The organism is Rhizobium sp. ERR 942 (genome assembly GCF_007828395.1).
GTDB lineage: Bacteria > Pseudomonadota > Alphaproteobacteria > Rhizobiales > Rhizobiaceae > Rhizobium > Rhizobium dioscoreae.
This window is the reverse complement of record NZ_VIUA01000014.1, coordinates 1-24,935: the sequence shown is the minus strand read 5'-3', so window position 1 is coordinate 24,935 and position 24,935 is coordinate 1. Positions and strand designations below refer to the sequence as shown.

General features: G+C 57.2%; 21 protein-coding genes and 1 pseudogene. 8 read left to right on the top strand and 14 right to left on the bottom strand.

Annotated elements, in window-relative coordinates; all coding sequences use genetic code 11:
* Window positions 1-169 precede the first annotated feature (169 nt).
* Both FBZ97_RS32785 and traA read right to left on the bottom strand, forming a co-directional pair.
* Window positions 170-370, bottom strand: a complete 201-nt coding sequence (locus FBZ97_RS32785; RefSeq protein ID WP_145324302.1) for a hypothetical protein — start codon at window positions 368-370, stop codon at window positions 170-172.
* Window positions 371-541: 171 nt separating this feature from the next.
* Window positions 542-3,796: a Ti-type conjugative transfer relaxase TraA gene (traA, locus tag FBZ97_RS32780; protein WP_145324304.1), complete on the bottom strand. Its 3,255-nt coding sequence runs from the start codon at window positions 3,794-3,796 to the stop codon at window positions 542-544.
* Window positions 3,797-4,057: 261 nt separating this feature from the next.
* Here traA and FBZ97_RS32775 point away from each other — a divergent pair, with 261 nt between their 5' ends.
* Both FBZ97_RS32775 and FBZ97_RS32770 read left to right on the top strand, forming a co-directional pair.
* Window positions 4,058-4,351 (top strand): mobilization protein, encoded by a 294-nt coding sequence (locus tag FBZ97_RS32775; RefSeq protein ID WP_145324306.1) that lies wholly within the window; start codon window positions 4,058-4,060, stop codon window positions 4,349-4,351.
* Window positions 4,352-4,392: 41 nt separating this feature from the next.
* Window positions 4,393-5,922, top strand: coding sequence for a type IV secretory system conjugative DNA transfer family protein (locus tag FBZ97_RS32770; RefSeq protein WP_246661934.1), 1,530 nt, complete (start codon window positions 4,393-4,395; stop codon window positions 5,920-5,922).
* Between the two features lie 86 nt (window positions 5,923-6,008).
* Here FBZ97_RS32770 and FBZ97_RS34930 read toward each other — a convergent pair whose 3' ends face one another.
* Together FBZ97_RS34930 and FBZ97_RS32760 are read right to left on the bottom strand one after the other, a co-directional pair.
* A complete protein-coding gene (locus FBZ97_RS34930; protein WP_145324310.1) occupies window positions 6,009-6,281 on the bottom strand; it encodes a hypothetical protein in 273 nt (90 codons plus the stop codon).
* A gap of 180 nt (window positions 6,282-6,461) precedes the next feature.
* Entirely contained in the window at window positions 6,462-6,701 is a 240-nt protein-coding gene (locus FBZ97_RS32760; RefSeq protein ID WP_069613639.1) for a helix-turn-helix transcriptional regulator, read from the bottom strand.
* A 148-nt stretch (window positions 6,702-6,849) separates the two neighbouring features.
* On the opposite strand from FBZ97_RS32760, the gene FBZ97_RS32755 reads away from it, so the two are divergent.
* Window positions 6,850-8,007 (top strand): hypothetical protein, encoded by a 1,158-nt coding sequence (locus FBZ97_RS32755; RefSeq protein ID WP_246661930.1) that lies wholly within the window; start codon window positions 6,850-6,852, stop codon window positions 8,005-8,007.
* A gap of 291 nt (window positions 8,008-8,298) precedes the next feature.
* Here FBZ97_RS32755 and FBZ97_RS32750 read toward each other — a convergent pair whose 3' ends face one another.
* From FBZ97_RS32750 to FBZ97_RS32740, 3 genes are read right to left on the bottom strand one after another with little or no spacing between them, the layout of a single operon-like run.
* Window positions 8,299-9,297 carry a hypothetical protein gene (locus FBZ97_RS32750; RefSeq protein ID WP_145324312.1) on the bottom strand — a complete coding sequence of 333 codons (999 nt, stop codon included), beginning with the start codon at window positions 9,295-9,297 and terminating at the stop codon, window positions 8,299-8,301.
* Window positions 9,298-9,322: 25 nt separating this feature from the next.
* A complete protein-coding gene (locus FBZ97_RS32745; protein ID WP_246661929.1) occupies window positions 9,323-10,333 on the bottom strand; it encodes a hypothetical protein in 1,011 nt (336 codons plus the stop codon).
* Window positions 10,334-10,359: 26 nt separating this feature from the next.
* Window positions 10,360-11,124: a hypothetical protein gene (locus FBZ97_RS32740; RefSeq protein ID WP_246661928.1), complete on the bottom strand. Its 765-nt coding sequence runs from the start codon at window positions 11,122-11,124 to the stop codon at window positions 10,360-10,362.
* 651 nt (window positions 11,125-11,775) lie between these two features.
* Between FBZ97_RS32740 and FBZ97_RS32735 the strand changes: the two genes are divergently transcribed.
* From FBZ97_RS32735 to FBZ97_RS32725, 3 genes are read left to right on the top strand one after another with little or no spacing between them, the layout of a single operon-like run.
* Window positions 11,776-12,099, top strand: coding sequence for an RHS repeat domain-containing protein (locus tag FBZ97_RS32735; protein WP_145324314.1), 324 nt, complete (start codon window positions 11,776-11,778; stop codon window positions 12,097-12,099).
* 56 nt (window positions 12,100-12,155) lie between these two features.
* Window positions 12,156-16,928, top strand: coding sequence for an RHS repeat-associated core domain-containing protein (locus FBZ97_RS32730; RefSeq protein WP_246661927.1), 4,773 nt, complete (start codon window positions 12,156-12,158; stop codon window positions 16,926-16,928).
* Window positions 16,929-16,945: 17 nt separating this feature from the next.
* The gene (locus tag FBZ97_RS32725) at window positions 16,946-17,371 is read left to right on the top strand and encodes a hypothetical protein (protein ID WP_145324316.1); all 426 of its coding nucleotides are present in this window, start codon (window positions 16,946-16,948) and stop codon (window positions 17,369-17,371) included.
* A 175-nt stretch (window positions 17,372-17,546) separates the two neighbouring features.
* Here FBZ97_RS32725 and FBZ97_RS32720 read toward each other — a convergent pair.
* The 6 genes and pseudogenes from FBZ97_RS32720 to repA all read right to left on the bottom strand — a co-directional run.
* A pseudogene (locus FBZ97_RS32720) lies at window positions 17,547-17,714 on the bottom strand (integrase core domain-containing protein); the annotation flags it as partial.
* A 393-nt stretch (window positions 17,715-18,107) separates the two neighbouring features.
* Window positions 18,108-18,503 (bottom strand): hypothetical protein, encoded by a 396-nt coding sequence (locus tag FBZ97_RS32715; protein WP_145324319.1) that lies wholly within the window; start codon window positions 18,501-18,503, stop codon window positions 18,108-18,110.
* Window positions 18,496-18,741 carry a type II toxin-antitoxin system Phd/YefM family antitoxin gene (locus FBZ97_RS32710; RefSeq protein WP_145324321.1) on the bottom strand — a complete coding sequence of 82 codons (246 nt, stop codon included), beginning with the start codon at window positions 18,739-18,741 and terminating at the stop codon, window positions 18,496-18,498. Before FBZ97_RS32710 ends, FBZ97_RS32715 begins: the two co-directional genes overlap by 8 nt.
* Window positions 18,742-18,890: 149 nt before the next feature.
* Entirely contained in the window at window positions 18,891-20,171 is a 1,281-nt protein-coding gene (gene repC / locus FBZ97_RS32705; protein ID WP_145324323.1) for a plasmid replication protein RepC, read from the bottom strand.
* Between the two features lie 195 nt (window positions 20,172-20,366).
* Entirely contained in the window at window positions 20,367-21,383 is a 1,017-nt protein-coding gene (repB, locus tag FBZ97_RS32700) for a plasmid partitioning protein RepB (protein WP_145324325.1), read from the bottom strand.
* Entirely contained in the window at window positions 21,380-22,543 is a 1,164-nt protein-coding gene (gene repA / locus FBZ97_RS32695) for a plasmid partitioning protein RepA (RefSeq protein WP_246661926.1), read from the bottom strand. The genes repB and repA overlap by 4 nt, the downstream gene beginning before the upstream one ends.
* Before the next feature lie 809 nt (window positions 22,544-23,352).
* On the opposite strand from repA, the gene FBZ97_RS32690 reads away from it, so the two are divergent.
* Both FBZ97_RS32690 and FBZ97_RS32685 read left to right on the top strand, forming a co-directional pair.
* Window positions 23,353-23,958, top strand: coding sequence for a zeta toxin family protein (locus FBZ97_RS32690; RefSeq protein WP_145324329.1), 606 nt, complete (start codon window positions 23,353-23,355; stop codon window positions 23,956-23,958).
* Between the two features lie 305 nt (window positions 23,959-24,263).
* Window positions 24,264-24,506 carry a WGR domain-containing protein gene (locus tag FBZ97_RS32685; RefSeq protein ID WP_145324331.1) on the top strand — a complete coding sequence of 81 codons (243 nt, stop codon included), beginning with the start codon at window positions 24,264-24,266 and terminating at the stop codon, window positions 24,504-24,506.
* Window positions 24,507-24,716: 210 nt separating this feature from the next.
* On the opposite strand, the gene FBZ97_RS32680 is transcribed toward FBZ97_RS32685, so the two are convergent.
* Window positions 24,717-24,935 (bottom strand): addiction module antidote protein (locus FBZ97_RS32680; protein WP_145651054.1); only part of this gene is annotated, 219 nt, incomplete at its 5' end.

Genomic DNA, 24,935 nt, shown 5'->3' with positions numbered 1-24,935 from the left:
GGTATTTCTCATCTGCATCGCAGACGATGAAGACGATGGTACTTCCTTGCTTTACAAGCGGCAAACGCTGCAAAGCAATATGGATTGCCTTGCGAGAGACGCCTGGCGATCCATTTCACCACCCAGACACGGTGAGACGATTCCCGTTACCCCTAATGAACAGGTGCAATCACGGGAGGGGCCGCTTGCGTCGCGCCAGTGCGATCACCACGACGCCGACAATGACGACCACAGCTCCCCGATAAATCCAGGGCGACTGGTCGATCATGAAGCTCTCGGCCGGATATGGAAAATACCCGCTGCCCTGCCCCATCCAGACGAGACCGATCACAACAAGCAGTCCTCCTAAAACATATGCAAGCTTCACCATAACGATCTCCTTGTTCCGGGTTGGCGATCAGAAAAAGTAGCGACAATTTCAATGAATGCGACGCTTGGAGATTCCACCTGCAGCAGCAGACCCCCTCCTCGCCTAAAAGGGTCGGGACAGTCGAAGCCAAATGGCCTGGTGCCTTACCCGGGACACGAACCTGCTAGTAAACTACATCCCCAATCCCAGTCCTTTGTTCAGGGTCCGCTTCAACTCGTATTGACGCGATAGCTCTGCCCTGTGCGCTCGATCGGTTATACGAGCGATGGTCTCGATACGATCGAGCTTATCGGCAACCTCTGGCCCAAGCCGCAAGTTCTCCTTCTTCAACCTGCGTGGATCGGAACTGCCGAACCGCCGCTCAAGCGCCTGGACGATCGTCTTCGCCTCATCGAGGGCCTGTCGTCCTTCCGGCGTAGCCGACAACTGTTCGAGGAATTTCGGCTTTTCTGACTGAGGCAAGTCATCGAGCTGCTTCAGGAGGGCTTCGCTGCGTGAGGTTAGCCCTTGCACCACGATGACATCGCGTTTTTCGCGGTTCCATGTTTCCGATTGGCGCTCCGCCTCTAGGCGGCGTTCCCAAACCTGACCTGCCGATGCGACATGGTGGCTGAGCCCCTTCGCAAAATGGCGTGCGGCTTTGCGCTCCTTGTTGTCACCGAGAAGCCCGGACTTGCCGCGCAGTTCCCCGAACTGCTCGGGCCGCTCGGCAACCGCTTTCGCCAGCACGTGCCCATCTACGCCTTTATCGACGATGGCCAGGCTAAGCCGCGCGGCAACACCATCCGGATCAATATAGACATTCCCACCAACCGAGCGCACCGCGTCCATGGCACGCTCGAAGTCAGGCCGCGCTTTCTCACGGGCCACGTCCTCGATACCGCGGGAATGGGTCGTCAGTGCCGGCACAAGCGGTTCGACCTTCTCGACTGGCTTGCCGACCCGCTCATGATCCCGACCGGATGAGGGGCTGACGACTATCTCGCTGCGGACGCCAAGCTCTTCGGCCAGACCGCGCCTTTCGGCGAAAGCACCAAAATAATCCAGCGTCGTTTCCTTCGCGCCAGATCGGCTCAGGCTGGCGCTGAGCACCTTCATATCCTTGAGCTCGTCGCGCCCGGCATAAAGCTTCACGCTGTCGCGATGGCGTGTCATCGCCACATAGGTCAGATGCCGATCCATGGAGGCGGATGCCATGACAAAAGCCCGGTCGATGGTCGCGCCCTGTGACTTATGAATCGTCGTCGCATAGCCATGGTCAAAGGCTTGGTAACGATTGACTGGTATCGAGATGACACGGGCACCGTTCCGCCCGTCGCCTGAGCCGTCGAGACGTATGTGTAGTGCGTCCGCCTCGACGGCTTGCACCGTTCCCAGCATACCATTCTTGGCACCAAGATCGCGATTGTTCTCCAACAGAACGATACGATCGCCGGATGCAAAGGCGCGCTTGCCGTCATTGGTCCGATAGACCACTTCGCGGCCTAGCGTATCGGCGTCCCGGTCATTCTTGGCAGCCCCCTCACCTGCATTAGACGCCAACAGCCCGCGCTCCTGTAGCGCGGCACGAATATCGGCGTTAACAGCCCGAACGTCGGCGCGGCGATGCGCCAGCGCGATGCGAGAGCCGGACGGACGCTGTTCCAGATCGGTCAGGTAGTCGCGCACCAACGCGGTCCGTGTTTCGTCCCTGTCAGTACCGAACTGAACCCCGCCCCGATCGCCATAGGCCGCCAGTCCCTCGCTGGTGCGATGGGTGGCGAAGGCAATAGACGCATGGCGCTGCCAATCCTCCTTCTGCCGGCGGATTTCCGAGAGTTCGACCGCACCGACCCGCTCGGCGATCGCCCGGAACGGTGAACCGGCGCCGATCGCCTGCAGCTGTTCGTGATCGCCGACCAGCACCAGCTTTGCTCCCCTCGCCTCCGCTTCCGCGACGAAGCGTGACAGCTGTCGACTGCCAACCATGCCGGCTTCATCGATGACCAGGATGTCGCCCTTTCCGAGCTCCCCGTTCCCCGCCTGCCAGCCATATTCCCACGAGGCCAATGTGCGCGAGGCAATGCCGGAGGACTCTTCCAATCCCTCCGCCGCCTTGCCGGCGAGTGCGGCCCCATGAACGCGGTAGCCCTGGCGATCCCAGGCATCGCGCGCGGCCGCCAGCATCGTCGATTTCCCCGCTCCCGCAAACCCGATCACAACAGCGATCTGCTGCGCTCCGGTGACATGCTGAACGGCCAGGCGCTGCTCCTCGCTCAAGCCCGAGCGCTCGATCGCACGCTCGCGATCGACAAGCAGCATCGCGCCGCGTTCAACTTTTCCGGAGAGGGAGGACGCGGTCCTTGCCCGGATGGCGCTGTCCTGTATGTCTATTGCCTGATCGACATGATGTCGATCAACGCCATGGCCGAGAGCGGCCCCCATCTTCGATACCCTCTCGGCCATGGCACCTTCGATTTCGATCATCTCCCGCGTCGAGTAGCGCGCCAGCTCCCCGTCCCGCTCGGGCTGCAGTTCGACCAATGCCGGCGACGCCATCACCGCCGCGAACGCATTGCGGAATGCCTGCGCATCGTCATCGATATAGCGATGCAAAGCGCGGGCGACGTCGTGGCGATCGAACACGCTCTTCTCGCCGGTGATGATCGTGAGCACCTGCTCTGGCTTCTCTCGGATCAGTGCGGCGTTTCGCTGTGCTGCGCGCTCTTCCAAACGCCTGCGCGACACGTCCATGCCGCGCTGATCCATCTGCGAGGCATGCACACCCATATGCTCGGTCGGCTCGATCTCCAGCCCACGCTCCAGATGCGAGCGATGGTCGATACGCACCTCAAGACCGGCGCGCACCAGATGGCGATTGGCGTGATGCTCCCACGCCTGGCGAATATCGCGAAGCTGCATGTGCGAGGTCGGCTGGTCGTTGTTCAACAGCCACTTGTTCTCGCGCTCGATCAGGGTCTTCTCGCCAAGCCCCGTCTCCCCCACTACCCGCGTCGTCATCAGCAGATGGGCATGGACGTTGCGAACGTCCCCCTGCCCCTGCGGCTGGTGAATGGCGAAGTCGACCGCGGCGCCATAGCGGTTCGCCAAGTCGCACGCGAAGTCCCGCGTCAGTGAAAGCCGCTGCTCCGGAGTGAGCTCATGCGGAAGCGCGATCTCGAACTCACGCGCGACCCGCGCATCCTTGCGCACCTCGGCACGCTCGACCGCATTCCAAAGGCTGGATCGATCGCGCGCCCAATCCGCCTCGACACCTTCCGGTAGCACGATCTCCGCATGGTCGACACCCTGCTTGCGGGTGAAGTCATGCACCAGGCCATCGCGCTCATTGGTGAGTTTGACGGCGGCACGATAGGCAGCGGATGCGACCGCGCTGCGGCCGCCGCTACGGGCTATGGTCTTCATGCTGCAATGATAAATCGCCAAGCACAATTTCCCGGTTCGAATTGCAGCATAGCAAACGCTGAGTTGTTCCACAACTCGTAAGTGCGCCCTTGGAATTCTGTTCGCTTCGCTCACGCCACTCCGGGATCAGGCAAGAGGCAGCTCCCCCCATATATTCAGGGTTGTTGCGGACGCAACGCCGTGTAGTCTCGTGAGCATGCCGGAAAGCAACACATCGCTGCAACGGCAATCTTCGTTCTTCCTCAGAACAGTGTGACAGACACCGGACATGAAGGAATAACAATGGCCCGCAAAACCCTGGAACAACGCATCGCCGAATTGGAGGTTCGCAAGAAGACGCTGCAGGCGCGTCTTGGCAAACGGGCGCGCGCGGAAGACACGCGGCGCAAGGTGCTGCTCGGCGCACTCGTGCTCCATCGGCTGGAGAACTCCAACGATGCCGACTTCACGCGACGACTGGGCGATTGGTTGCGCAGGGAGCTACCCGGTTTCCTCACCCGCGATGGTGACAAAGCTCTGTTCGACGACATCCTCAAACCGGCCTCCCCGCCGGAAACAATTGGCAACGAGAAATGACCTTTACCCGCCTGCTGAAACTGACCGTCAAGGCGCCGGTCATGGCCGTCGCAGGTGCGATCATCGGCATTCTGTTTGCGGGACTGCTCGTGCTTACCAACGGTCTCATCCATCTGGTTGCCGGAATTGAGCATGGGCCAGTCAGCCACCTCCTCGTCGCCGTCGCCAAATATCTGCCGCTTCTATTTGGCGTCGGCGGTTTCCTCTCGGCCTTCATGACGGATGCTCCGATCCCCGCCGTCTTCGGCTCTGCCCGCTGGGCAACGACGAAAGAGTTGCGGACGCTCTCAGCCAGCGATCATGGCCTGCTGATCGGCCGGGATCCGGTGACGAACAAGCTGCTGCGTTATGACGGACCTGCGCATCTGCTGACGATGGCGCCGACACGAACCGGCAAGGGCGTCGGCACCATCATTCCCAATCTGCTGACCGCCGAACGATCGGTGATCTGCATCGATCCGAAGGGTGAGAATACCAAGGTCACCGGTCGCGCTCGCGCGCAGTTCGGGCCGGTCCATATCCTCGATCCATTCGGCGTGACGGGACAACGATCCGCCGCCTTCAATCCCCTTGATACGCTCGATCCGAATGGCCTCGACGTCGCCGAGGACGCAAGCATGCTTGCCGACGCCCTCGTCTTCGATGAACCCGGCATGGCGGGGGAAGCGCATTGGAACGAGGAGGCCAAGGCGCTCATTGCCGGGCTGATCCTCGCGATCGCCGTTGCGGAATCTCCGGAGCGCCGACATCTCGGAACGCTACGCGACTATCTGACGTTTCCGCCAGAACGGTTCGCCACTCTGCTCGCCGTCATGCAGGAGATGGAAGAGGCGAGCGGTCTGATTGCCCGCGCCGCCAATCGGCATCTCGGCAAGTCCGATCGGGAGGCGGCCGGCGTGCTCTCGGCTGCCCAGCGTCATACCCATTTCCTCGACAGTCCGCGCATGATGGTCGCGCTCGGGCGATCGGATTTCCGCTTCGCTGATCTCAAGCGCGACAATGCGACGGTGTTCCTGGTCCTGCCGCCGGATCGGCTTTCCACCTATTCGCGATGGCTGCGGCTGCTGGTCACGCAAAGCCTCACCGACATGGCGCGTGATCCGGCCTCCCCTACCCGGCCCGTGCTCTACCTACTCGACGAATTCGCGGCTCTCGGCCATCTGGCTCCTGTTGAACGCGCCATGGGCCTAATGGCCGGCTATGGAGTTCAGCTCTGGCCGATCCTCCAGGACATCCATCAGCTGCGCGCCACCTATGGCAAGCGTGCCGGCACTTTCCTGTCGAACGCCGCTATCCTCCAGGTGTTCGGGGTCAACGATATCGAAACCGCCGAGCTTATCACCCGGTCGATTGGCAAAACGGACGCGCAGTACCTCACCCGGTCGTGGAGTGAGGGAAAGAAGTCCACATCGGAACACATCTCGGCGCGTGATCTCATCAACGCAGATGAGATCATGCGCCTACCCGACGACAGGATGATCGTGCTGAGACAGGGGCAGCGGCCGGCGTGGGTCAAGAAGTTGCGGTACTATGCCGATGCGGAATTTGAGGGGAGTTTTGATCCGGTTTGAAACGGCTCCGGCGCAAGTGGGCAGCCCATCACGCGCAGGTTCGTAGGACCTCCTACAAGCCATCCTTATGATGCAAGTCGCTGCTCCTAACCTTCGCGTTGAGCTGCAAACGACCTTATGGGGAACATATCTTCCCCATAACGGTGAAGGCGCGTGTGATGGCGTCGGCAGAGCCAACGAACCTGCAATGGGCGTTCGTACTGATCATGGTGGGCGTCGACTGCTTCAATGCCGCAGACTTCGCAGACACCCTTTTCTAGTTGCCCGGTCTTCAACGCTTTCTGGACCGCCAGATGCGCGTCGTATTTTGCAGGGTTTGCTCGGCGCCAATCCGCCTGTCGCGTCTCGCTTTCGATCATGATGTTGGCCCAGTCATGTTGTTTCGAGCATGTATTGCCGAAGGCGATGTCCGCGGCGGTTTATGCAGGACCCGAAGCACCTGCGGTCGGCAAACTCCAATCGAAAGGGTGTTCGCCTCCGGGCCGGAGGGACCGCGTCGCGATTAGTAGTGAAAACGCCGAGATTTCGGAACCGGCGCTTCAGGAGGTCGGCTTCCCGCTGCGTCTCACGCGCACGCCAAACCAATCATCACCTTCAGCAATAAATTCAATACCGGCCTCTTCCAATACCGTACGCAGATGATCAAGAGTTGATTGCTTCAGCTCTTCGCCCCGTTCGAGGCGAACAAGCGTGTTGGTGGAAACCCCTGCCCGCTCGGCAAACTCCACAATACCCCAATCAAGAGCCGCTCGCGCCATACGGAATTGAACCGCTAACATTTAAAATCGCCATTTTTTGGCGAAACTTATTGCTCCGCCAAGTTTTCCGGTTACAATCAAGAATCTGCTCAACTGGCAGACGGCCAAGCAGGGCGTTCGTACCGCCCTGCCTGACCTAACCACAATCTAGCTTGCTGGAGCTTAGATCATGGCTGATTCTGAGAATAGCAGAACTTTGCCTGCAATTTCGCGTGGAAAAGAAAAACGTGAGCACGGCCCGTGCGAAGACCTTCCTCCCATCATCGATCGCCGAAACCTGCTTCCCGTCGCTGCGCGCCTGCTGAGCGCACTGATTGCAGAAAGCCCGCAACGAAGGGAAAGTGGTCCGACGCCCGTCAGAGAAATGTGGCCTCGATGGTACGAGTACCACCAGCAGCACATGAGGGTCATCCGTCTTAAGGAAAAGCTGCAGGCGGAATTGCTCGAAAAGGCCGGCGGTCTTCCGGTCGTTATGCTTCCGAATGTCGGAAAGGATGGCACCGTCGAGGTTCGCTCTTTTGCCGACATCAATCGGATGGCCTCTCAGCTCGATGCCAACCTTCTATCTCAGGCGCGAGCCGAGCTTCGTCGGCGTCGGAAGCGATGGAAAGAAGCAGATCGACGCTTGGGATACAGCGCGATCGTCGCCCGAGAACAAGAACTCGCGGAACGGGCTGGGATATCCGGACGTGTCATGTGGATTACACGGCCCTCCTCGTTGATCGAAGTCACAGCAAAGCTCCACTGCCTGATCGTCATGCATGATGCCAGACTGAAGCTCAAAGATGCACCGTGGCCCGCGCTGTGGACGATGCTGAAGGATCTCCTTCTCCTTACGGAAAAGGGCCGGCCGAAACCAGGCAATGGACCTGCATATCCCGGCAAGGCGGACGTACGAGGGATTCTAAATTTGGCAGCCCAATACCGGGACGCCGCCAACGCGCTTGGCGAGGGTGTGTCGAATCTCAACCACCTCCCGCGACGTCTTCTGGCTCTCCACTCGATTGAGCTTTATCTGGATGCCCTTCTGCTGGCTAACGGCCTTGATCGCGAGACAGTCTGCGGCTTTGAGCGCGACCTTAACGCGCGGACCCGCATCGCAATGGATATTGGCCTGGTTCTGCGCAAGCGTACAGCGGCGCATTTGGCAACTCTCCCATCAAGCAGAGAGTATCTCGCCGTCAGTTATGGATCAGAGACGACGGCTACGCTCTCACAGATCAATCGAGTTATGGCAACACTGGATGAAGTCTCGCTAAAGGTACGAAGGATGTTGAGAGGCTCCACGGTAACTAAACATCGCGCTGCTAATGCGCGAACTCTTTAGAACCTGCTCTTTCCCGATCCGGCACGCGCCGCTTCGCTATAGGCATATCCGGCCAACCGCGATTACCCAGCGACCTTAGCTGCGGCAGGACAGAACAACATCTGCTCCCGCAGACACGCTAAGGTCGAACAAAAACATAAACGTGTGTCGATTTCCCCTTAGGGTGAACACTCGAAGACGATTCTCCGACGACGGTAACCGCGCGCCATCAGCGGAGAAGAATCCGTGACCGTTCTTACGGACGAGGAATCTCGAAGTAAGTTCGACGGTGGATGGTCCCGCTCTTTTGCGTTATAGACTGACGACACTCCAAGATAGAACGTGAAACGCCGCCGCCCAGGTTTGTCTGATGTTTGGGGGAAATATGACCGCAGGACCAACTGTGCTCAAGTTGCTGAGGACAGCGGTTGCCGGAACGGAATAGGCAGGGATGAAGAACTCGCCGTCGCGGGAAAACGACCAGATCAAATTGCTGCCATCATAGGTCAGTCGTTGCCAGATCGGCTGAGCTGGCTGCGGGAAGCCGCCATCCTGGCTCATGATATCATTGACGCGCCCATCAAGGCCGATGCCTCCTGAGGTAATGAAATAGTCAAAGCGATAGTCGGCAAGCCCATAGGCCGTGATACCGAATTCAACTGCCTTGTTGTTGACGGCATCCCGTACGGCAATGGACGGCATGGAGTAATCGGACAGTCCGCCGGTGTAGACACCGAGCATCGTTGCCTGCCAGTGCCCGGATGGGGCGGTCATTTCCGCCATCATCGCCGCTCCGTTCACGGCGGCAGTGGTTGATAGCACCATCCCGCGGCCGGTACCGGCAATTGCTGCTCCCGTTGGCGGAGTGGTTGATGTCTGCAGGGTAAAGTTGGAGGCAACGGGTTTGACGACCGCCGTGCCATTCAGCCAGTCTGCACCGCCGCCGCCAAGTACACCGGTCGTGGCGATTGAAATGCCTCCCGGGGAGTTCGTGATGGCAATGCCCGTCCCAGCCGACAAAGTCGCTGCACTCGGCGGCGACCCACTGGTTCCGATCAGCAGTTGCCCATCGGTCAAAGGCCCGACAGCGGCAAACCCGCCGCTGTCGTTGTCGAGCTGAACGCTATTTTGCGCGCCTGCCGGCGCCGTGTTGCCGATACAGGAAACGACGGCGTTGAAATTGCCCATGACTGGCGCGCTGTCAACCACCCCTCCATTGACGATTTGATTGGGCACAGTGCAGGCTGCGAATGCATCGCCAACCAGACCTAGCAGGAAAGCGGCTGATATCAGGTAAATAGTCTTGCCCATGGCAAAGCTCCGACGTTCTCAGGGATTAAAGCGAAGCGAGATTCCAGGACAGGATGTGATACCCACTGTTCCAGTTGGAATGGTCCGGCTGGTAGAAGAGAATTGCCGGGCCGATCGCGCTCAGTTGGCTGAGCCAGTCCGTCGCAGATATCGAGTACGCCTCGGTAAAATTCTCGCCATCTCGCGAAAACGACCAGACGAATGTCGTTCCGTTGTAAGTTAATCTCGACCAGATGGGCTCGCTTGGGGTCGAAAATCCAACGTCGCGAGATGACGTGTCACCCGAATTGGAGTCTAAGCCAATACCGCCGGATGTCTTGACATAGTCAAACCTATACGAACTACCGCCTCCATTAGCGCCCTGTGAGAAGGAAACGGCCCTGTTTGTCGTGCTATCGCGAACGGTCAGCGATGGCTGGATGTATCCGTTTAGCGGGCCGGTATAGACGGCAAGCATCGTCGCCTGCCAGTTCCCTGAAGGCAGCGGCACATCCGCCATGACGGCCTGATTGTTGACGCTCGCGGCCACGGATAACAATATCCCACGGGTCGTCGCCGCTAGTGCTGCGCCAGCCGGTGGGGTCGTGGTCGTCCGCATGGTAAATGAGCCAACATTTGGCTTGACTACTGCAGCCTTGTTCAACCAATCGACGGCAGCTCCTGTACCGCTGCCGGTCGCCGAAATCGTGACGGATGCGGGACCGGTGGTAATTGCAATGCCTGACCCAGCCGTGAGCGTTCCAGGCTGAGGCGGATTGCCGGATGATCCGATAAGAAGTTGACCGTCGGTGAGTGGCGGGACACCCGCGAGCGCGCCGCTTCCGCCATTATAGATCACCGCGTTCGCGCTGGCACTTGGCACCTGGGCATCGACACAGTTGGCGAGGGCGGTGAAGTTTGCCGCTACTTTCGTCGCGTCGGCCAAGTCTCCACTTTGAAGCTGGTTCGGGAGCGCACATTGTGCGAGGGCGGTGCCGGCGGCGGTTGTCAAGAAAATCACGGAAAGGATCGGAGCGAGGAACGGGACTCTGGGCATGAGAAACCTCGATGCTGGGGAACGGTTTACATGCTGGCAAGGCGCCAGGACAGAATGTGGTAGGCGGATGGCCAGCTTGGGTTTATGGGCTGCTGGAACAATGCGGCGGGGCCGACTCGATCCACGTTGGACAGATTGTCGGCCGCAAGGACGGTAAAGACGGTAGAGAAGACCTCGCCGTCGCGGGAAAACGCCCACGATAGATTTGTGCCGTCATAGGTCACACGTGACCAGAGAGGCTGCGAAGGTGGTGGCAGGCCCACGTCGACCGTCGTTGTCTGGCCGAGCACCGTATCGAGCCCCAGGCCTCCAACCGTCCTAGTGTAGGACGCCTGATAAGAGGTCGTTCCCGATCCACCGATACCAAATTCGACAGCGCGGTGGCTGATGGAGTCCCGTACAGCGATTGCTGGAAAGCTGGCGTTGGCCAGTGGTCCAGAGTAGACCGCCAACATGGTCGCCTGCCAGTGGCCCGATGGAGAAGCGGTCTCGGCCATGAAGCTTGTGCCGTCCGCGACGGCTGTCGTCGTCAATGCCATGCCGCGGACCGTCGGCACCAGGGAAGCGCCTGCCGGCGCTGTCGTCGATGTCACGACGGAAAAGTTGGCGGCCACAGGCCTGATGACCGCGGCTTCGTTCAACCAGTCGACCGCATTCGCCGAGCCGCTGCCTGTTGCGGAGATCGAAATGCCGCCAGGTGTATTCATGATGGCGATGCCGGGACCAGCCGTGAGCGTTTTGGCCTGCGGCGCGCCTCCGGTGGTTCCAAGGATAACTTGACCATCGGTCAAGGCGACGCCGCCCAGATTCCCGCTCGATGTTTCGAACTGAACCGTGTTCTGGCCCCCTGATGGGGCGGTCGCGTTCGCGCAACCCGCTACGGCCGAAAAATTCTGCATCACCTGTGTCGCGTCGGCTGTTTGGCCATTGGACAAGACATTAGGCACTGTGCACGCCGCTATCGCTGGCGAGGAGACCATTACCAGGAGTGCAGATGCCACAAAATTCAGTGCAAGGTTGCTTTCTAATCGCATTAGGCGTCCTCTTGGAAACTGATGAAAGCAATGCGCAAGCCAATTGAGACGCGTCTTAATCGCACAAATTAAACAATTACGTCAATTGAAAATTGCATAATTAAATAAAGATGTGACATAGGTAAATATACATGTGAATAAGTAATGGAATTTACCTCCGAAAAGATGCCTCTTTTCAGATTTAAAACTGAAGACAATGCTTCGATTCCCGCTTATTACGGGATTGTATTTCTGATTATTGTATGAGAATGCTATTTCAAACGCTGAGGGCTTCGCTGAATGTCATCGCAGCCGGGATCGGATGAGTCCGAGGAGTGCTGCAATTCCTGCGAAAGTTATCGATCAAAACATAAACTCACAAGATGCAAATCGTGCGACAATAAACAAATTTCTCACAAGGAAAGAGCGATGTTTTCGAAGCTCGGCTTCCACATAGTTGTTTCGATTGCGCTTTTGGCGAGTGCTATCCCCGTGTTTGCCGATTCGAAATCAAGCGACTTTGGTTACGACGCCAACGGGCGGCTGACCACCGGCTTCTACGACAGCTCGAAATGCATCGTTTACGGCTACGATCCGAACGGCAATCGCACGTCTCAGCAAACCGCGATCAAGGATGCCTCTCCACCGATCTGGGGGCAGGTCAATTGGGGCGGCGTCAATTGGACCAATGGCGTTGCCGACGCGATCTGGGGCTCGGGATCCTGGGGCTGCATCCTTTGGACCCAACCGTGAGCGGCACTGACCGACGACCTTCCAGGCCTTTCCAAAAAATTTGACGAGAGATCTCGATGATGTCTGCATTCAAATCCGGAACAGCAGCAATATTTCTTCTCGCATTGATCTCCGCCGGCACTGTGATGGCTGCACCACCGACGGTAGCGTCGCTTCCGGCTCCAAACACGGTGGGCTTTGCCGAGCCTTTGGTGAAAACAAAGGTCACCTTGCCGAACGAGGACGCGGATCTTTCAGCTGCTCTCAGTGCGTTTCAGCGTCGGCGGGATCCCTCCGATCTCTCCAGTTTGATGGGGTTTCTACAGAGGTATCCCCATGGCGGCTGGTCAACAGCGTTGTGGACCAATATCGGCCTCTCCTATCTGCATGACGGCTATTTCTCGCGCGCCATTGATGCCTGGCAAAGGGCCTGGATCGAAGGGAAGGACGCATCTGTTCCGGAAGCACGTGCACTCACCGACCGTGCTGTCGGTGAGCTGGCCAGCCTGAACGCCAGCATGGGACGGAGCGACGATCTGGCGCTGCTGTTTAGCCAACTGGACGGGCGTAAGGTTTCCGGGCCGGCAACTGAGACAATCCAATCCGCCCGCGACATGCTGACACTGGTCAAGACGGATCCGCGGCACCTGTTCAACTGCGGTCCGCTTGCGCTACGAGCTCTTTTGTTGACCCAGGGGATGAGCGCAGACAAGCTCAATTTCCTGCAGTTTTACAATGCCGGACCGGAAGGCACGACGCTTGCCGAACTCGGTGGACTGGCAAGCAAGGTAAAGCTCGATTATCGCCTGATTCGCCGTTCTCCGGACGAAGCTGTCCCCGTGCCATCGGTCGTCCACTGGAAGGTGGGGCATTTTGCGGCGATCGTCGGCAAGGCGAACGGCCGCTATCACGTTCAGGACGCAGTCTTTCCGAATGCCGATATGTGGGTCACGCCCGATGCACTGAATGCGGAGGCCAGCGGATATTTCCTTGTGCCCGCAAGCGAGATCACCAGTGAAGCGTGGGAGGCCGTCTCAATGTCACAAGCGGTCTCCGTTCGTGGCAAGGGATCGACGAACAGTACTCGCCAGGGCGATGCCGGCGATCCAAATGCCAACGGGCCGGGGCCGACACCTCCTGATCCCACCAATCCATCTCTCGGCGGCTCGGGAGGACTAGGTGGCAATGGAAATCAGTCGCCATGGCCACAAGGCGCAAACAACAACCAAAACAACGGTGACAACAATAACCAATGCCCTCTCTGCGTCGTCAACATCAAGGAATCCAGCGTCAGCGTGGCACTTTCGGACGTGCCCGTCGGCTACGTTCCACCGATCGGCCCGTCGATGAAGATCGGCATCAGCTACAATCAGCGCGAAGATAGTCAGCCCGCCAATTTCGACTACTTCAATATCGGCCAGAAATGGTCGCTAAGCTGGTCAAGTTACATCATCGACGATCCGACCAATCCCGGCGCCAACGTGTCGCGTATCATGGGTGAGGGCGGCGCCTTCTATTATCTCGGCTATGACACCGTCCGCAGAACCTTCGCCGCGCAGGACACTGACGGTTCGATCCTGTCCCTCGTTTCCCAATCGCCGGTCAGCTATCGTCGTCAGTTGCGCAATGGCGGAATGGAAATCTATGAGCAGTCCGATGGAAGCGCTGCCTATCCGCGCAAAATCTTCCTAAGCAAGGTGGTTGATCCCCAAGGCAACGCCGCAACGTTGCATTACGACAGCCAGAAACGACTGACCTCGATCACCGATGCCGTCGGCCGCGATACGACTTTCAGCTATGGCGTTCCCGGCCGTCCGTTGCTCGTCAGCCAGATCACCGATCCGTTCGGACGCAGCGCCGTGCTAGCTTACGATGGTCAAGGGCGGCTGATGTCGATCACCGATATCATCGGTCTGACATCGAGTTTCACCTATGACGCCAATTCGCTCATCAACGCGCTGACGACGCCTTATGGTACAACCCGGTTCAGCTATACGGCGCCTGGAACCTCGAGTCCGCCGCGCTTTGTGCAGGTCACGGATCCGCTCGGCAATAAGGAACGCGAGGAATGGCTCGAGCCGGCTCCGATCCCATTCAGCGATCCGACAGCTACTGTACCTGTTGGCATGCCACTTCCGCTCTCCAACACCTATCTGCCCTACCGCAATAGTTTTCATTGGGACAAGAGCGCTTACGTCACCGCCGGCTGCACAGATACCGGTGGGTGCGATTACACTAAAGCCAGGATCCGGCATTTCGTTCACATGCCAGCCTCTTCTATCAAGGGCACGGCAATCGAAAGCGAGAAAAAGCCGCTGGAGAACCGCGTCTGGTACACCTATCCCGGGCAGACCGGATCGACGGGTACCCTTTACGGCGGAACTTATAACAAGCCGACGGCGATTGGCCGCGTCCTTGATGACGGTACATCGCAGATCAGCCTGTATTCCTATGACAGCAGCGGAAATCTGACGCAGGCAACGGATCCGGCTGGGCGGATCACCTATTATTCTTATTCGAATGGCATTGATCTTGTTGCCGTTAGTCAGGCCGATCAATTCGGCGCGCAGTCCACGCTCGCTCAATATATTTACAACAAACAGCATCGGCCGATCTTCTATTCGGACGCGGCTGGGCAGACGAGCACGATCGGTTACAATGCCGTCGGTCAGTTGACCTCATTCACCAATGCTCTGGGTGAGAAGACGACCTATCAATACGACGCCAATGCAAATCTGGTGTCGGTCACGAATGCCAACAACGCCACTGCGGCTACCTATACCTATGACGGTTTTGCCCGCGTGCGTACCTACACCGATTCCGAAGGCTGGACGGTCACTTACGACTACGACGCCGCCGATCGTGTCACGAAAATCACCTATCCCGACGGTACATCGCAGCGCTACACCTATCAGCGGCTCGATCTTGTTTCCTACCAGGATCGAGAGGGGCGGCTCTGGCGATATCAATATGACGCCAATCGCCGGCTGACTGCGGTTGTCGATCCCATGCGGCAGACGACGAAGCTCGGCTACGATCCTGCCGGAAATCTCGTTTCTCTGACGGATCCGAAGGGCAATGTGACGGTCTGGGCCTACGATGTCCAGGACCGGCAAACCTTGAAGACTTACGCCGACAATACCCAAATCGCGTACACCTACGAGACCACGACCAGCCGTCTGAAGAGCGTTCTCGACGCCCTCGGACAGACCAAGCAATATAGCTATGCAATCGATAGCGATCTGATTGGGTTGACGTATCTCAACGCGGTCAATCCGACGCCGAATGTTTCCCTCGCATATGATCCATATTTCGATCGTGTCACTTCAATGACCGATGGCGTGGGAACGACGAGTTATTCCTACAATCCGTCCTACGTCAACGGCGCCCAGCAACTGGCTCAGGAATGTTTTACTGCGACCGGCGCGTCAAGCTGCTCGCACACAATCGCCTACGGCTATGATGCACTCGGTCGGACGGCGAGCCGGCAGGTTTCGAGCAGTGGAGCCGAGACCTTCCAGTACGATGCCATCGGTCGTGTGACCAATCACTCCAGCGACCTTGGCGCCTTCCAGATAAGCTATCTCGGGCAGACACCGCAGATCGCAGTTCGGCAGTTACTGCCAGCAACGTCAACTCTCAAGACCACCTGGAGCTACCTCGATAATGCCCATGACCGGCGTTTGTCTGGTATCGCGAATACCGGCCTCACCTCCGGTCAATATACCAATTTCACCTTTCAAAGCTCGCCGGAGAACTTCATCAGCGGGATCACGCAAGATAGCGACACAAGCGTCGCGGATCCGAGTCCGGCGATGCAGGCAGTCTCGTTCAATAATCTCAACGAGATCACGCAGGCTTCTGGTCAGGGCTACAGCTACGACGCCAACGGAAATTTGCTGTCCGACGGCGAACGGGCATATTCCTGGGACGCGGAAAATCGTTTGATTGGGATTACATATCCCTTGCAATCGGGAAAGCTCACCAAATTCGCCTATGATGGACGCGGGCGTCGTATTGAGATTGACGACACGCCAGCGGGTGGAGGCAGCGCCGTTACCTCAAAGTATATTTGGTGTGGCAGTAAGCTTTGCCAAGCACGCGATGCCGCCTACTCTCCGAAACAAAGTTACTTCACCGAAGGTGAATTTAAGGTCGGGGCAGCAAATCCAGCGCTCTTCTACGGCATCGATCAAGTCGGTTCTGTGCGGCGAGTGTTCCAAAGTGCAACCGCCGCTCCTGCCTACGACTATGATCCTTGGGGCGTAGCGCTGCAGACAGCGCCGACGCTCACGGATTTCGGATTCGCCGGGACATTCTCTCACTTCGAGAGCCGCCTCACCTTAACACGCGTACGAGCCTACAATCCCAAAGTCGGCCGATGGGTTTCCAGAGATCCCCTAGGAGAGGGGGCCAGCCAGTCGCTCAATCTATATTCTTATGTGGAAAATTCTCCGCTGGCGAACACAGATCCTAGCGGGCAAATATCGATCTTGCCACCATGGCTACTACTGCCTTCGCCTGGTCCCAATCTCGGCGCATGTCCTGTGCCCAACAATTTTCCAGACCTGTCAGGTCCGTTATTTAACCAGGATTATGACGATTATCCTGGAAATACGCCCCCATATAGGGGTAAACCAAATTCAACCGTTAGGGGAGGAACTCAGAGCCGAACCTATGGACCAGATGGCTATCCTGCAAGAGATCGAGATACCCCTCATCCAGACGAGAAGGGTATCGGAAGCGAAGACCATGTGCATGATTGGACCGGCCGTAGCCATGAGGACCGTGGTCCTGGGAGAGCACCACAAGATGGCGACCCACCCGTTCCGCGTGGCGCCAATAAGTGATAAGCAGGAGTACGGCAATGCGAGAAATTGCGTGGCAAAATGACGACAAAGGGATGCTTCTTGGGGCTAGAGCCCACGATGCAAAATTGATTTCCTTAGATTTTGTGAACCTTCATAAACTCCTTTTGACTCTAAGAAGAGTTGATGCAACGCAAGTAAAACTCTCGTATGAGGGGGTTCAAGAGGTATCCCTGGGCCAAATCTGGGATAATTCGATAGTCAGCGCTATCTTCATCTGGAGCGTTGAAAACGTGCCATCTTCGAAGCTGGTGGATGTGGGATGGAATGCTTTGTTTCAGGGGCGAACCGCTCCTCAAGATCTCAAAGATGATATAGAGAAGATAATTAATCGAGATAGATCGCAGTATTTGTCTGTGGTGAGCTTCGCCCACGGTGCGTCGATGGCAGTAATTTGCAAGACTTTGGTCGTAACCGAAGTGTGAGCGATCGGCAGCGTGATCTGATGTGGCGGGACCGAGAATCGACCTTTCCCAAATTTTTCCGAGGAGTTCCACCACTCGGCTGGAAGCTGCGGAGCGCCTTCCCATCTAGATGGGAGAGGTGGCTCGGTTTGTCTGAACAGGCTTTGGTCTGTTTGTAAGTGGTTTCTGGCGGTGGTTATGCCGCGAGCGGAATGGGCTGCGGCTGGTTGAAGTAGACCTGATCCGGGATTTTCCGGTCAAGCGATGAGTGTGGGCGTCGGCCGTTGTAGAAGGCCAGATAGCGGCCGATCCCGGCGCGGGCCTCTGGAACGGACTTGTAGGCGTGGAGATAAACCTCCTCATATACGAAAGATGTTGAGAGGGCTGCACGGCGACTGGAGTGCGCTGCTAATGGGCGAAAATTTTGAACCTGCTCTTCCTCATTCTGGGATGTGCCAATTAAATGCCAATACTGCGACACCGCAGGCAATGACCTGCGGTGGAAAACGATAGTTCTTGTAGCTGACGATCGATGGTCTCATCGAGACGGCAGTGGGCGAACCGTTGCTGGATGAAGGATCAGACGATAGCTTCTTCGGGGCGTGGATCCGAATGGCGTTCGTCGGCGGTATGCTAGAACCCCACGATCGAAAGAACAGAGGCGCCGGTTACCGCGGTTTCAGTCCGATGTGCCATGGAATTCAGGATCCGGCCGACGAATCGTACCGGTAGCCCGAAGATCCGAAGTCGCCGCCCTCTACGAACGGCTCACCGCCGCCAGCCTGCGGCTCGCCGCCGCTTCCTTGACGATACCGGCGATCTTTTTCAGGAAGGCTGGGCTGAAGCTGCCAAGCGGCTTGCTCGATTCGAAGTCGAACGCCTTGTCGAGTTCGACACGGTTATACTCGTCGAGAATGATCCAGCACGGAAAATCGAGGCCGGCGCGGCGGCATTCCATCTGGCTGATTGATAAAAACAGGCGATCCTCAGAGGGGACCTGCGAGGTAATGGCGAAGAGGAATACAGCACCTGGGACACCAGTTGTGCGGACAACCACGCAGACGGGACGAGCCTTGCGGCCGCTCTCCTCGCCGGCATCCGCCTGTCGCTTCCAGAGATAATGGAAGCGGACGATGTCGCCCACGTTAAACATGATCGTCCTCGAGCAACGCGTCCAGCCCGGTCATCAGTTCTGCATGGACGGAGTCTGGAGCATCGTCGAGGCCGTAGGCGACCGTATGCGATCCGCCGACGAGCCTTCGATATTGTTCCGTCGTCAGGATAACAAGCTTTTCCTTGCCGCGCTTGGTGAGCGCGACCGGCTCTATCAAGGCCGCTTCAAGGATTTCCCCGGAGGCCCGGTTCATATCGGAAAACGAAAACTGCTTCATGAGCACCTCCATACACCTACGTAAAATACGTATTCCAGGTATTTCATGCAAGTCGGCCTCGACAGAAATAGCCTTGCAAGACGTCATGCTCGCCGCGCTAGCGAGCCAGGCATGCAACGCATGCAGATAAACGATAGGACTAGCCAACCTTAGGAAGCTTTACGCTCTCCGACGCCATTCTGCCGCATAAGCGCCATGAGCATCGGACCAAGCGCGAACTCTCCGTTCTCTGTGCGGCGCGTCAGATCACGCAGATATCCTCCTGCCGAGTTGATGTGCCCTCCCCGCTCCAGAATGCAGGCCATCACGGTCGCGGCATTCTCGGGACCCATTGCCAGGCACGCATCCTGATATGCCGACGGGCTGACTCCGAGCATGGATCGAACCACGACGGCGGCACTCATCAGGTCTCGCCAGTTTGCGATCCGGCCTCCTGGGCCATAGTCGGCAATCTGCGGGCAAGCCTGCAGCACCATTCCAAGCGGGAACGATTTCAGATTGCCACTCACGCCTATCGGCCGATTTGGCTTCCAGCCCCCCGCCTCTACTCCAGAATTCTTCTCATCCCCATTCGAGGTCGTGGCCTGATTCACCGAATTTGCCCCCTGCTTCATTTCGGAAGCTGGTTCAAAATCAGAAGTGGATTCGGGATTTGAATTCTGTATGTGCCGCTCAGATTGAGACTCATTGGCGTCCATTTTTGATGTTTTCGTCTGTATTTCCAATCGAGTGACGATCTCTTCGCGAAGCAGAGACATCTCGTCGAGTGCTGCCGAGAAGTGGTCGATCCCTGCAGCGCGAGGAATGCGAGCGACGATTTCACGGAACATTGCCGCGATCATCTCCCAATCGCCAGCGGCCCCCTCCTCTGCGGCCATGTTGATCAGCTTGGCAACATCGCGGCGGCAAATGGTCAATCGTTCTCTCGTGGCCCTCAGAAGCTCCCGATCGGCAATCGCTTGAGCTGCCAGTGTCTCGATCTCGTTGGCCCGAGCAAGCAAGGGTGCCAACGAGAAGCCGAAAGCCTCTGAAACCTCCCCTGCCCCGTCACGACGGGCGAAGCGCTTGCCGTTGGCGCTATCCTTCCGAATAATCAATCCAGCTTCCACCAGACCCGCCAGGTGCCGCCGGAGCGTCGCTGCGGTCATGCCCCGGGCGCGAATAGAAAGCTGAGCATTAGAGGGGAACACGATCAGACCGCGTTCCTCTGAAATCTCGTCGGCCGGATAGAACGTCAGGAGCGCATCAAGAACGGTCAAAGCCCGGTCGGTAACTCCGAGCGCCGGTCGTGCTTCGCAAATTGCTCGAAAGAGCTTCCATTTGTTCCGTATGACCCCCGGTTCAATCGTCTCTACGATCTGTTGGGTTGCCAACATGGCAAAGGACATCGGTCGCCGCCCAAACGGCGTCGATACACTTCCACTCTCCATTTCCCTTCACCTTTCAAAAGGCAAAAGAAATCCGTTCACCAAAACGGTGCCAAAGACTCTTGACTGTGATTCGTGGAAATGCGATTCTCGATCTTGCTAGAAATCTGAAGAGGGCTTCCACGGGCGACCGTTTGGGGGCCTTTTTCTTTTGCGGTTTCGATCCTTTCCTTGTCAATTACAGCGGCATGGCCGCAGCTATGATTTCCTGGTTGCTAGATAGCTCGCATGAAGTTCACGCAGTTGCTCCACAACGTATTCTGCGAATTCCGGCGTAGCCTTGTCATCGAACCGCAAGGAGACTTTCGTCCCTTTGCGTTCGACTGAAGCGAGCTTCACGCCTTGCTCTGTCTTGATAGATTCAGCGGGGCTGCGGGTTGGTTTGGCCGACAGTGCAGAAAGCACTCTTTCGAAACGGGCATCCGAATCCAGCCCTTTGAACTTCGGATCGGCTATGATCTTGTCGACCGCATTCGCGTTCGCTCGCGCCAACATCTCAGCCAAACCAACCCAACGCGGGCGGCCTGCCTTCGGTGCTGGCCCGATGGCCTCAACAAGCTCTCGCGGAAGGGAATGGCCCAACGCCATCAGGCGAGATAGTTGGGTTTTCTCCATGCTGAGTGCAGTCATGATTACGCGGCGGTCGTAGCCCTTCGCTTCAAGAGCCAGCGCGAACATCGCTCGCTCGATATAGCTGAGATCAGCACGAGCGCTGTTCTCCTGCCCCTGAACAACGACAAGCTCCTCGTCCGTCAGATGCTGAACAACTGCCTTAACCTGTCTGCCGAGTTGAGCAAGCACCCGGACGCGACGATGGCCGTAGGCAATCTGGTATCGGTCAGTTTTAGTCGGGTGGGGCCGAACAAGGATCGGGCTCTTCTGTCCAGTATCACGAATAGCCTCATAAAGCCGCTCGTAGTCTTCGCCGTCGTGCGCGAGACGATCCGCGACGAACGAACCTTCAATTTTCGCCGGATCAAGTTCAACGACTGCAGAACCTGCGGCAATCATTGCGCGGGCTTGATCTGCTGCCGTCGCAATATGGCCGAGCGATCGCCCCATTGCTCCAACAGCGCCAGACCGAATGTGCTGCAGTTTCTTTTCTTCTATTCCGGATTCAGTCTCGACAAGCGGCACGGATTCGTCAGAGTTGCCATGTCGCAACTCCTGCTCGCGCCTGGAAAGCATAGCTCTGAGAGTGTCCTTGCGGCTCATGCGGCTCTACCCCATGCTTCGCGGATCAGGGATTCAATTTCACCGTTCACGGCGTCGAGTGACTCCATGGCCCTATCGTACGTAGACTTCGAAAAGTTCTCACGGCCAACTTCGTATAAGGTCTGTTTGGAGAGTCCCGCATCGGAAATCGCCGTCGATTTCAACATTGCATTCGTCAACACGCGCTCGCGAAACAAGGACCGCATGAAGCCCACCATCTGCGTTTGCGGCCCGTCCGAGGGCTCATAGCGCGTGACGACGTATCGGATGAAATCGTAATCGAGGTCTCCCCCCGATTCCTGAACGACACTGAGAAGGTCGGAAGCCATAAGAAGGAACTGGCACATCGACATGACATCGAGCATCTGCGGATGGGCGGTGATAAGGAGGCCAGTGGACGCGCACAAAGCGCCGAGGGTCAAAAAGCCAAGTTGCGGCGGGCAATCCAGCACCATCACATCGTAGTTGTCGGCCACTGATCCGAGAGCTGACGCAACGCGACCAAAGAAAGGCTCGCCTGAATGTTCAGCAAGCGCACGCGGTGTGTCGTGCTCAAACTCCATCAGCTCAAGGTTTCCAGGAACGAGATCGAGGCCAGAAATATATGACTTGCGAATAACCTCGCTGAGGGGGCGCCGCATGTCGTCATACCGAACAGCAGCGTACATTGTCTCGTTGGTGCCGATGTCATATTCGGGCTGGTAGCCGTGAAGGGCCGTCAGCGATGCCTGCGGATCGAGATCGACAGCAAGGACGCGGTAGCCCTGGAACGCGAGATATTGGGCGAGGTGAGCGGCTGTAGTTGTCTTTCCTGAGCCGCCTTTGAAGTTGACAACCGCCATGACCTGGCAATGTTCGTCGCCTTTGCGATGAGGGACGTATTTCCTGCCCTTCGAGTTCTCGTCAAGTACACTGCGAAGTTCGTTGATTTGATCGAGGGTGTAGGAACGGCGGCCACCTTGGCTGATCGCTGGCTGGGGGCCCTTGCCATTGAGGGAGAGCTGCCGGAGATACGCGTCTGCGATCCCGATAAGCCTCGCGGCTTCGACAGAGGAGAACGACCGCAACGTTTTCTGGGCAACTGGCGGAAAGAGGGCGGCTCGCATGGCCTGCAATTCTTGTGATAGCGCAGCACCATCACCTGCGATAACGTCAGTCATCGGGCGCTTTGGGCTCAACATTGCTGTGTGCTGACTACGAGCCTTTGCCATAACTACGAAAATTCTCCGGGATGATTGCAAACTTCGTAGGGAAGATGCCCCGAGTCGGAGAGATTGGCAAGAAAATAAGGGTTAAAGAAAAGTAAATGGAAAAACCAGCGGGATGGCGGTCGATCCGCTTAAAAGTTGCCAGGTGGCAACTCGTCGTTTCAATTAGCCGTCAGTGAACTGAATGTATCGATTGCGAAGCGAACAGCTCGGCCTTCGGGCACAGGACCCAGATCAGCAACGGAAAGATTTGCTCGCGCGTCACTGAACAAGTTGATCTTCGTTGCAACATACAAGCAGCGTTTATGGACATACCGGCATGACAGACCCGAACGTAGTTGTTGCTTCCACTTGTTGCTGCGGCCCAAGCAGCGCCTACCGCAACCCCGCAAACCGTCGGGTAAATAGATAAGTTCGGTGCGGACGTAGCAAAGACTGTTCCGGAATTTTCCTTGAGCAATAAGCTCGGATTCGTTCCGGCAACCAAATCTTCGGTCCAGAAATTCCGCCGTGTATATCTCGGAAAATCTGCTAAGATAGTTTAACAAGTAGCGATGGACTCCTACATGCTTTTGGAATTGCTTGATAAACACTGGGTGAGGGTACACCGCATTGGTCTCGACGCAGAGAGGCGTGGCGAGAAAATCGGTATGAAACCGTCATGGGATGATAGCGACCAGGTCAAGCGTCCTAGTATCAGAGCCAAAACAATCACAAAGGCTCGTCAGCAGCGTAAGAAAAAGGCTGCGGGCTGACATTGGATGTTGAAGCCGTTTTGCACGATCCTAGCGGGACCAAATGGCTCCGGCAAATCTTCCATATACGAAAAGCTTGAGCCTCCAGGTGAGTTCGTCAACGCTGATGAAATCGCCAGGGCGTTGCCTGCTGACTTGGAAGGTAGTGCTCGTCAAGTCAAGGCCGGTCGACTCGCAATCGATCGGATCAACAAACTTATTGACGCGCAGGAGGACTTCACGTTCGAAACGACTCTGAGCAGCCAGCATTCATTGGGCGTCATGGAGCGAGCGAAGGCTGCGGGCTTCCACGTCAGTATTCTTTTTGTAGCGCTCGATATGCCTGAACGAAACGTCGAGCGGGTCCAGTTTCGAGTTGCTGACGGCGGACACGACATCCCAAGCGACACAATTATCCGACGGTATGAAGCTTCGTTTCGAAATCTCAGTAAAGCGCTTCAGATTGTCGACGAAGGCGTGCTGATCGACAATTCCAAAAAATTCCCCCGATGGGTGATTAAAACCAAAGCCGGGCAAATTATTGAAATGCAACGTGTGGCGGGATCGAAACTCCACCGAAGGTTCGCCGAAATTGCAGAAGAGGTGTTGCCACTATCTCTCGAAGACGAGTGACCCAGCGCACCCGTATACGGGCTCGCCCCCCGAGAGCCTGTCCAAATCAATCGCCCCTGGCGCTCAATTAAACTTGGGCTCCGAGATTGGCGTTTCTCCTCGCGTTCGATCAAGGGAAAATCCCGTCAAATGACGAGCCTTGCCGCCCATCTCGGCCCTCTTATCCTCTTCTCTCGGTTTCTACCTGAACTGACGCAGCCTGGTTCTGCATTGAGACCCACACATCAGCGACATGAATCTCAGCTATCCGTCTGATTCAAAACTCTGATTGGACATAACCCTGCTGCGGGGCGACAATCGCTGTTATGACGATATCGCCCTCACCATTCTACGCCGAACGCCTCGATCCGGCCCGTAACATGGCCCGGTTTTATGCGCTTGAGCTGTCGGAAGATCTGTTCGGACAAATCTGGCTTGAGCGGCGCTGGGGCCGGATCGGCACGCTCGGTCAGATGAAGCTGGAACTGATCGTGAAGGATCTCGATCCCTCGAAGCGCATCAATGCGCTGGCACGTCAGAAAACCAGACGCGGTTATCAGCCGAGATAATCTCCGCCGGCAGGGTGGGCTCCTTTGACGTTCGACGGCAGAACTTGCAGCCTGGGACATCGCTCTGCCGTTGAACGCGAACACTCCAAACTTGCGGGCGGGCAGGGGTGCGCGAGGGGAAGGGCCGAATGGGGTTCCCTCTCGCCCGATTGTACTCAATGTCTCATGCGATGCGGCAGGAGTGACGCTTTTCGGCCCGTCGAGAAACGTTTATCGAGCGGCGTGAGCCTTGGCAGTCATATCAACTCCGAGAGCGCGCATCACCGCCAACGTTGTTTTGAGCGTTGGGTTTCCGCGTTCGCTGAACGAGCGATACAGTTGTTCTCGGGATAGTCCCGTCTTTCGAGCAATCTCGGCCATGCCCTTGGCGCGGGCCACAACGCCGAGGGCTTTGGCAACATAGGCAGCATCGCCTGTCTCGAAAGCATC

What these genes read in the sequence shown, in the direction of transcription:
- FBZ97_RS32760 (WP_069613639.1), bottom strand. Translation starts at nt 6,701, where the DNA reads ATGTTAGCGGTTCAATTCCGTATGGCGCGAGCGGCTCTTGATTGGGGT.
- FBZ97_RS32750 (WP_145324312.1), bottom strand. Translation starts at nt 9,297, where the DNA reads ATGGGCAAGACTATTTACCTGATATCAGCCGCTTTCCTGCTAGGTCTG.
- FBZ97_RS32775 (WP_145324306.1), top strand. Translation starts at nt 4,058, where the DNA reads ATGGCCCGCAAAACCCTGGAACAACGCATCGCCGAATTGGAGGTTCGC.
- FBZ97_RS32785 (WP_145324302.1), bottom strand. Translation starts at nt 370, where the DNA reads ATGGTGAAGCTTGCATATGTTTTAGGAGGACTGCTTGTTGTGATCGGT.
- FBZ97_RS32690 (WP_145324329.1), top strand. Translation starts at nt 23,353, where the DNA reads ATGTTGAAGCCGTTTTGCACGATCCTAGCGGGACCAAATGGCTCCGGC.
- FBZ97_RS32725 (WP_145324316.1), top strand. Translation starts at nt 16,946, where the DNA reads ATGCGAGAAATTGCGTGGCAAAATGACGACAAAGGGATGCTTCTTGGG.
- FBZ97_RS34930 (WP_145324310.1), bottom strand. Translation starts at nt 6,281, where the DNA reads ATGATCGAAAGCGAGACGCGACAGGCGGATTGGCGCCGAGCAAACCCT.
- FBZ97_RS32770 (WP_246661934.1), top strand. Translation starts at nt 4,393, where the DNA reads ATGGCCGTCGCAGGTGCGATCATCGGCATTCTGTTTGCGGGACTGCTC.
- FBZ97_RS32710 (WP_145324321.1), bottom strand. Translation starts at nt 18,741, where the DNA reads ATGAAGCAGTTTTCGTTTTCCGATATGAACCGGGCCTCCGGGGAAATC.
- FBZ97_RS32715 (WP_145324319.1), bottom strand. Translation starts at nt 18,503, where the DNA reads ATGTTTAACGTGGGCGACATCGTCCGCTTCCATTATCTCTGGAAGCGA.
- repC (WP_145324323.1), bottom strand. Translation starts at nt 20,171, where the DNA reads ATGGAGAGTGGAAGTGTATCGACGCCGTTTGGGCGGCGACCGATGTCC.
- FBZ97_RS32730 (WP_246661927.1), top strand. Translation starts at nt 12,156, where the DNA reads ATGATGTCTGCATTCAAATCCGGAACAGCAGCAATATTTCTTCTCGCA.
- FBZ97_RS32735 (WP_145324314.1), top strand. Translation starts at nt 11,776, where the DNA reads ATGTTTTCGAAGCTCGGCTTCCACATAGTTGTTTCGATTGCGCTTTTG.
- FBZ97_RS32745 (WP_246661929.1), bottom strand. Translation starts at nt 10,333, where the DNA reads ATGCCCAGAGTCCCGTTCCTCGCTCCGATCCTTTCCGTGATTTTCTTG.
- FBZ97_RS32755 (WP_246661930.1), top strand. Translation starts at nt 6,850, where the DNA reads ATGGCTGATTCTGAGAATAGCAGAACTTTGCCTGCAATTTCGCGTGGA.
- repB (WP_145324325.1), bottom strand. Translation starts at nt 21,383, where the DNA reads ATGAGCCGCAAGGACACTCTCAGAGCTATGCTTTCCAGGCGCGAGCAG.
- repA (WP_246661926.1), bottom strand. Translation starts at nt 22,543, where the DNA reads ATGACTGACGTTATCGCAGGTGATGGTGCTGCGCTATCACAAGAATTG.
- FBZ97_RS32685 (WP_145324331.1), top strand. Translation starts at nt 24,264, where the DNA reads ATGACGATATCGCCCTCACCATTCTACGCCGAACGCCTCGATCCGGCC.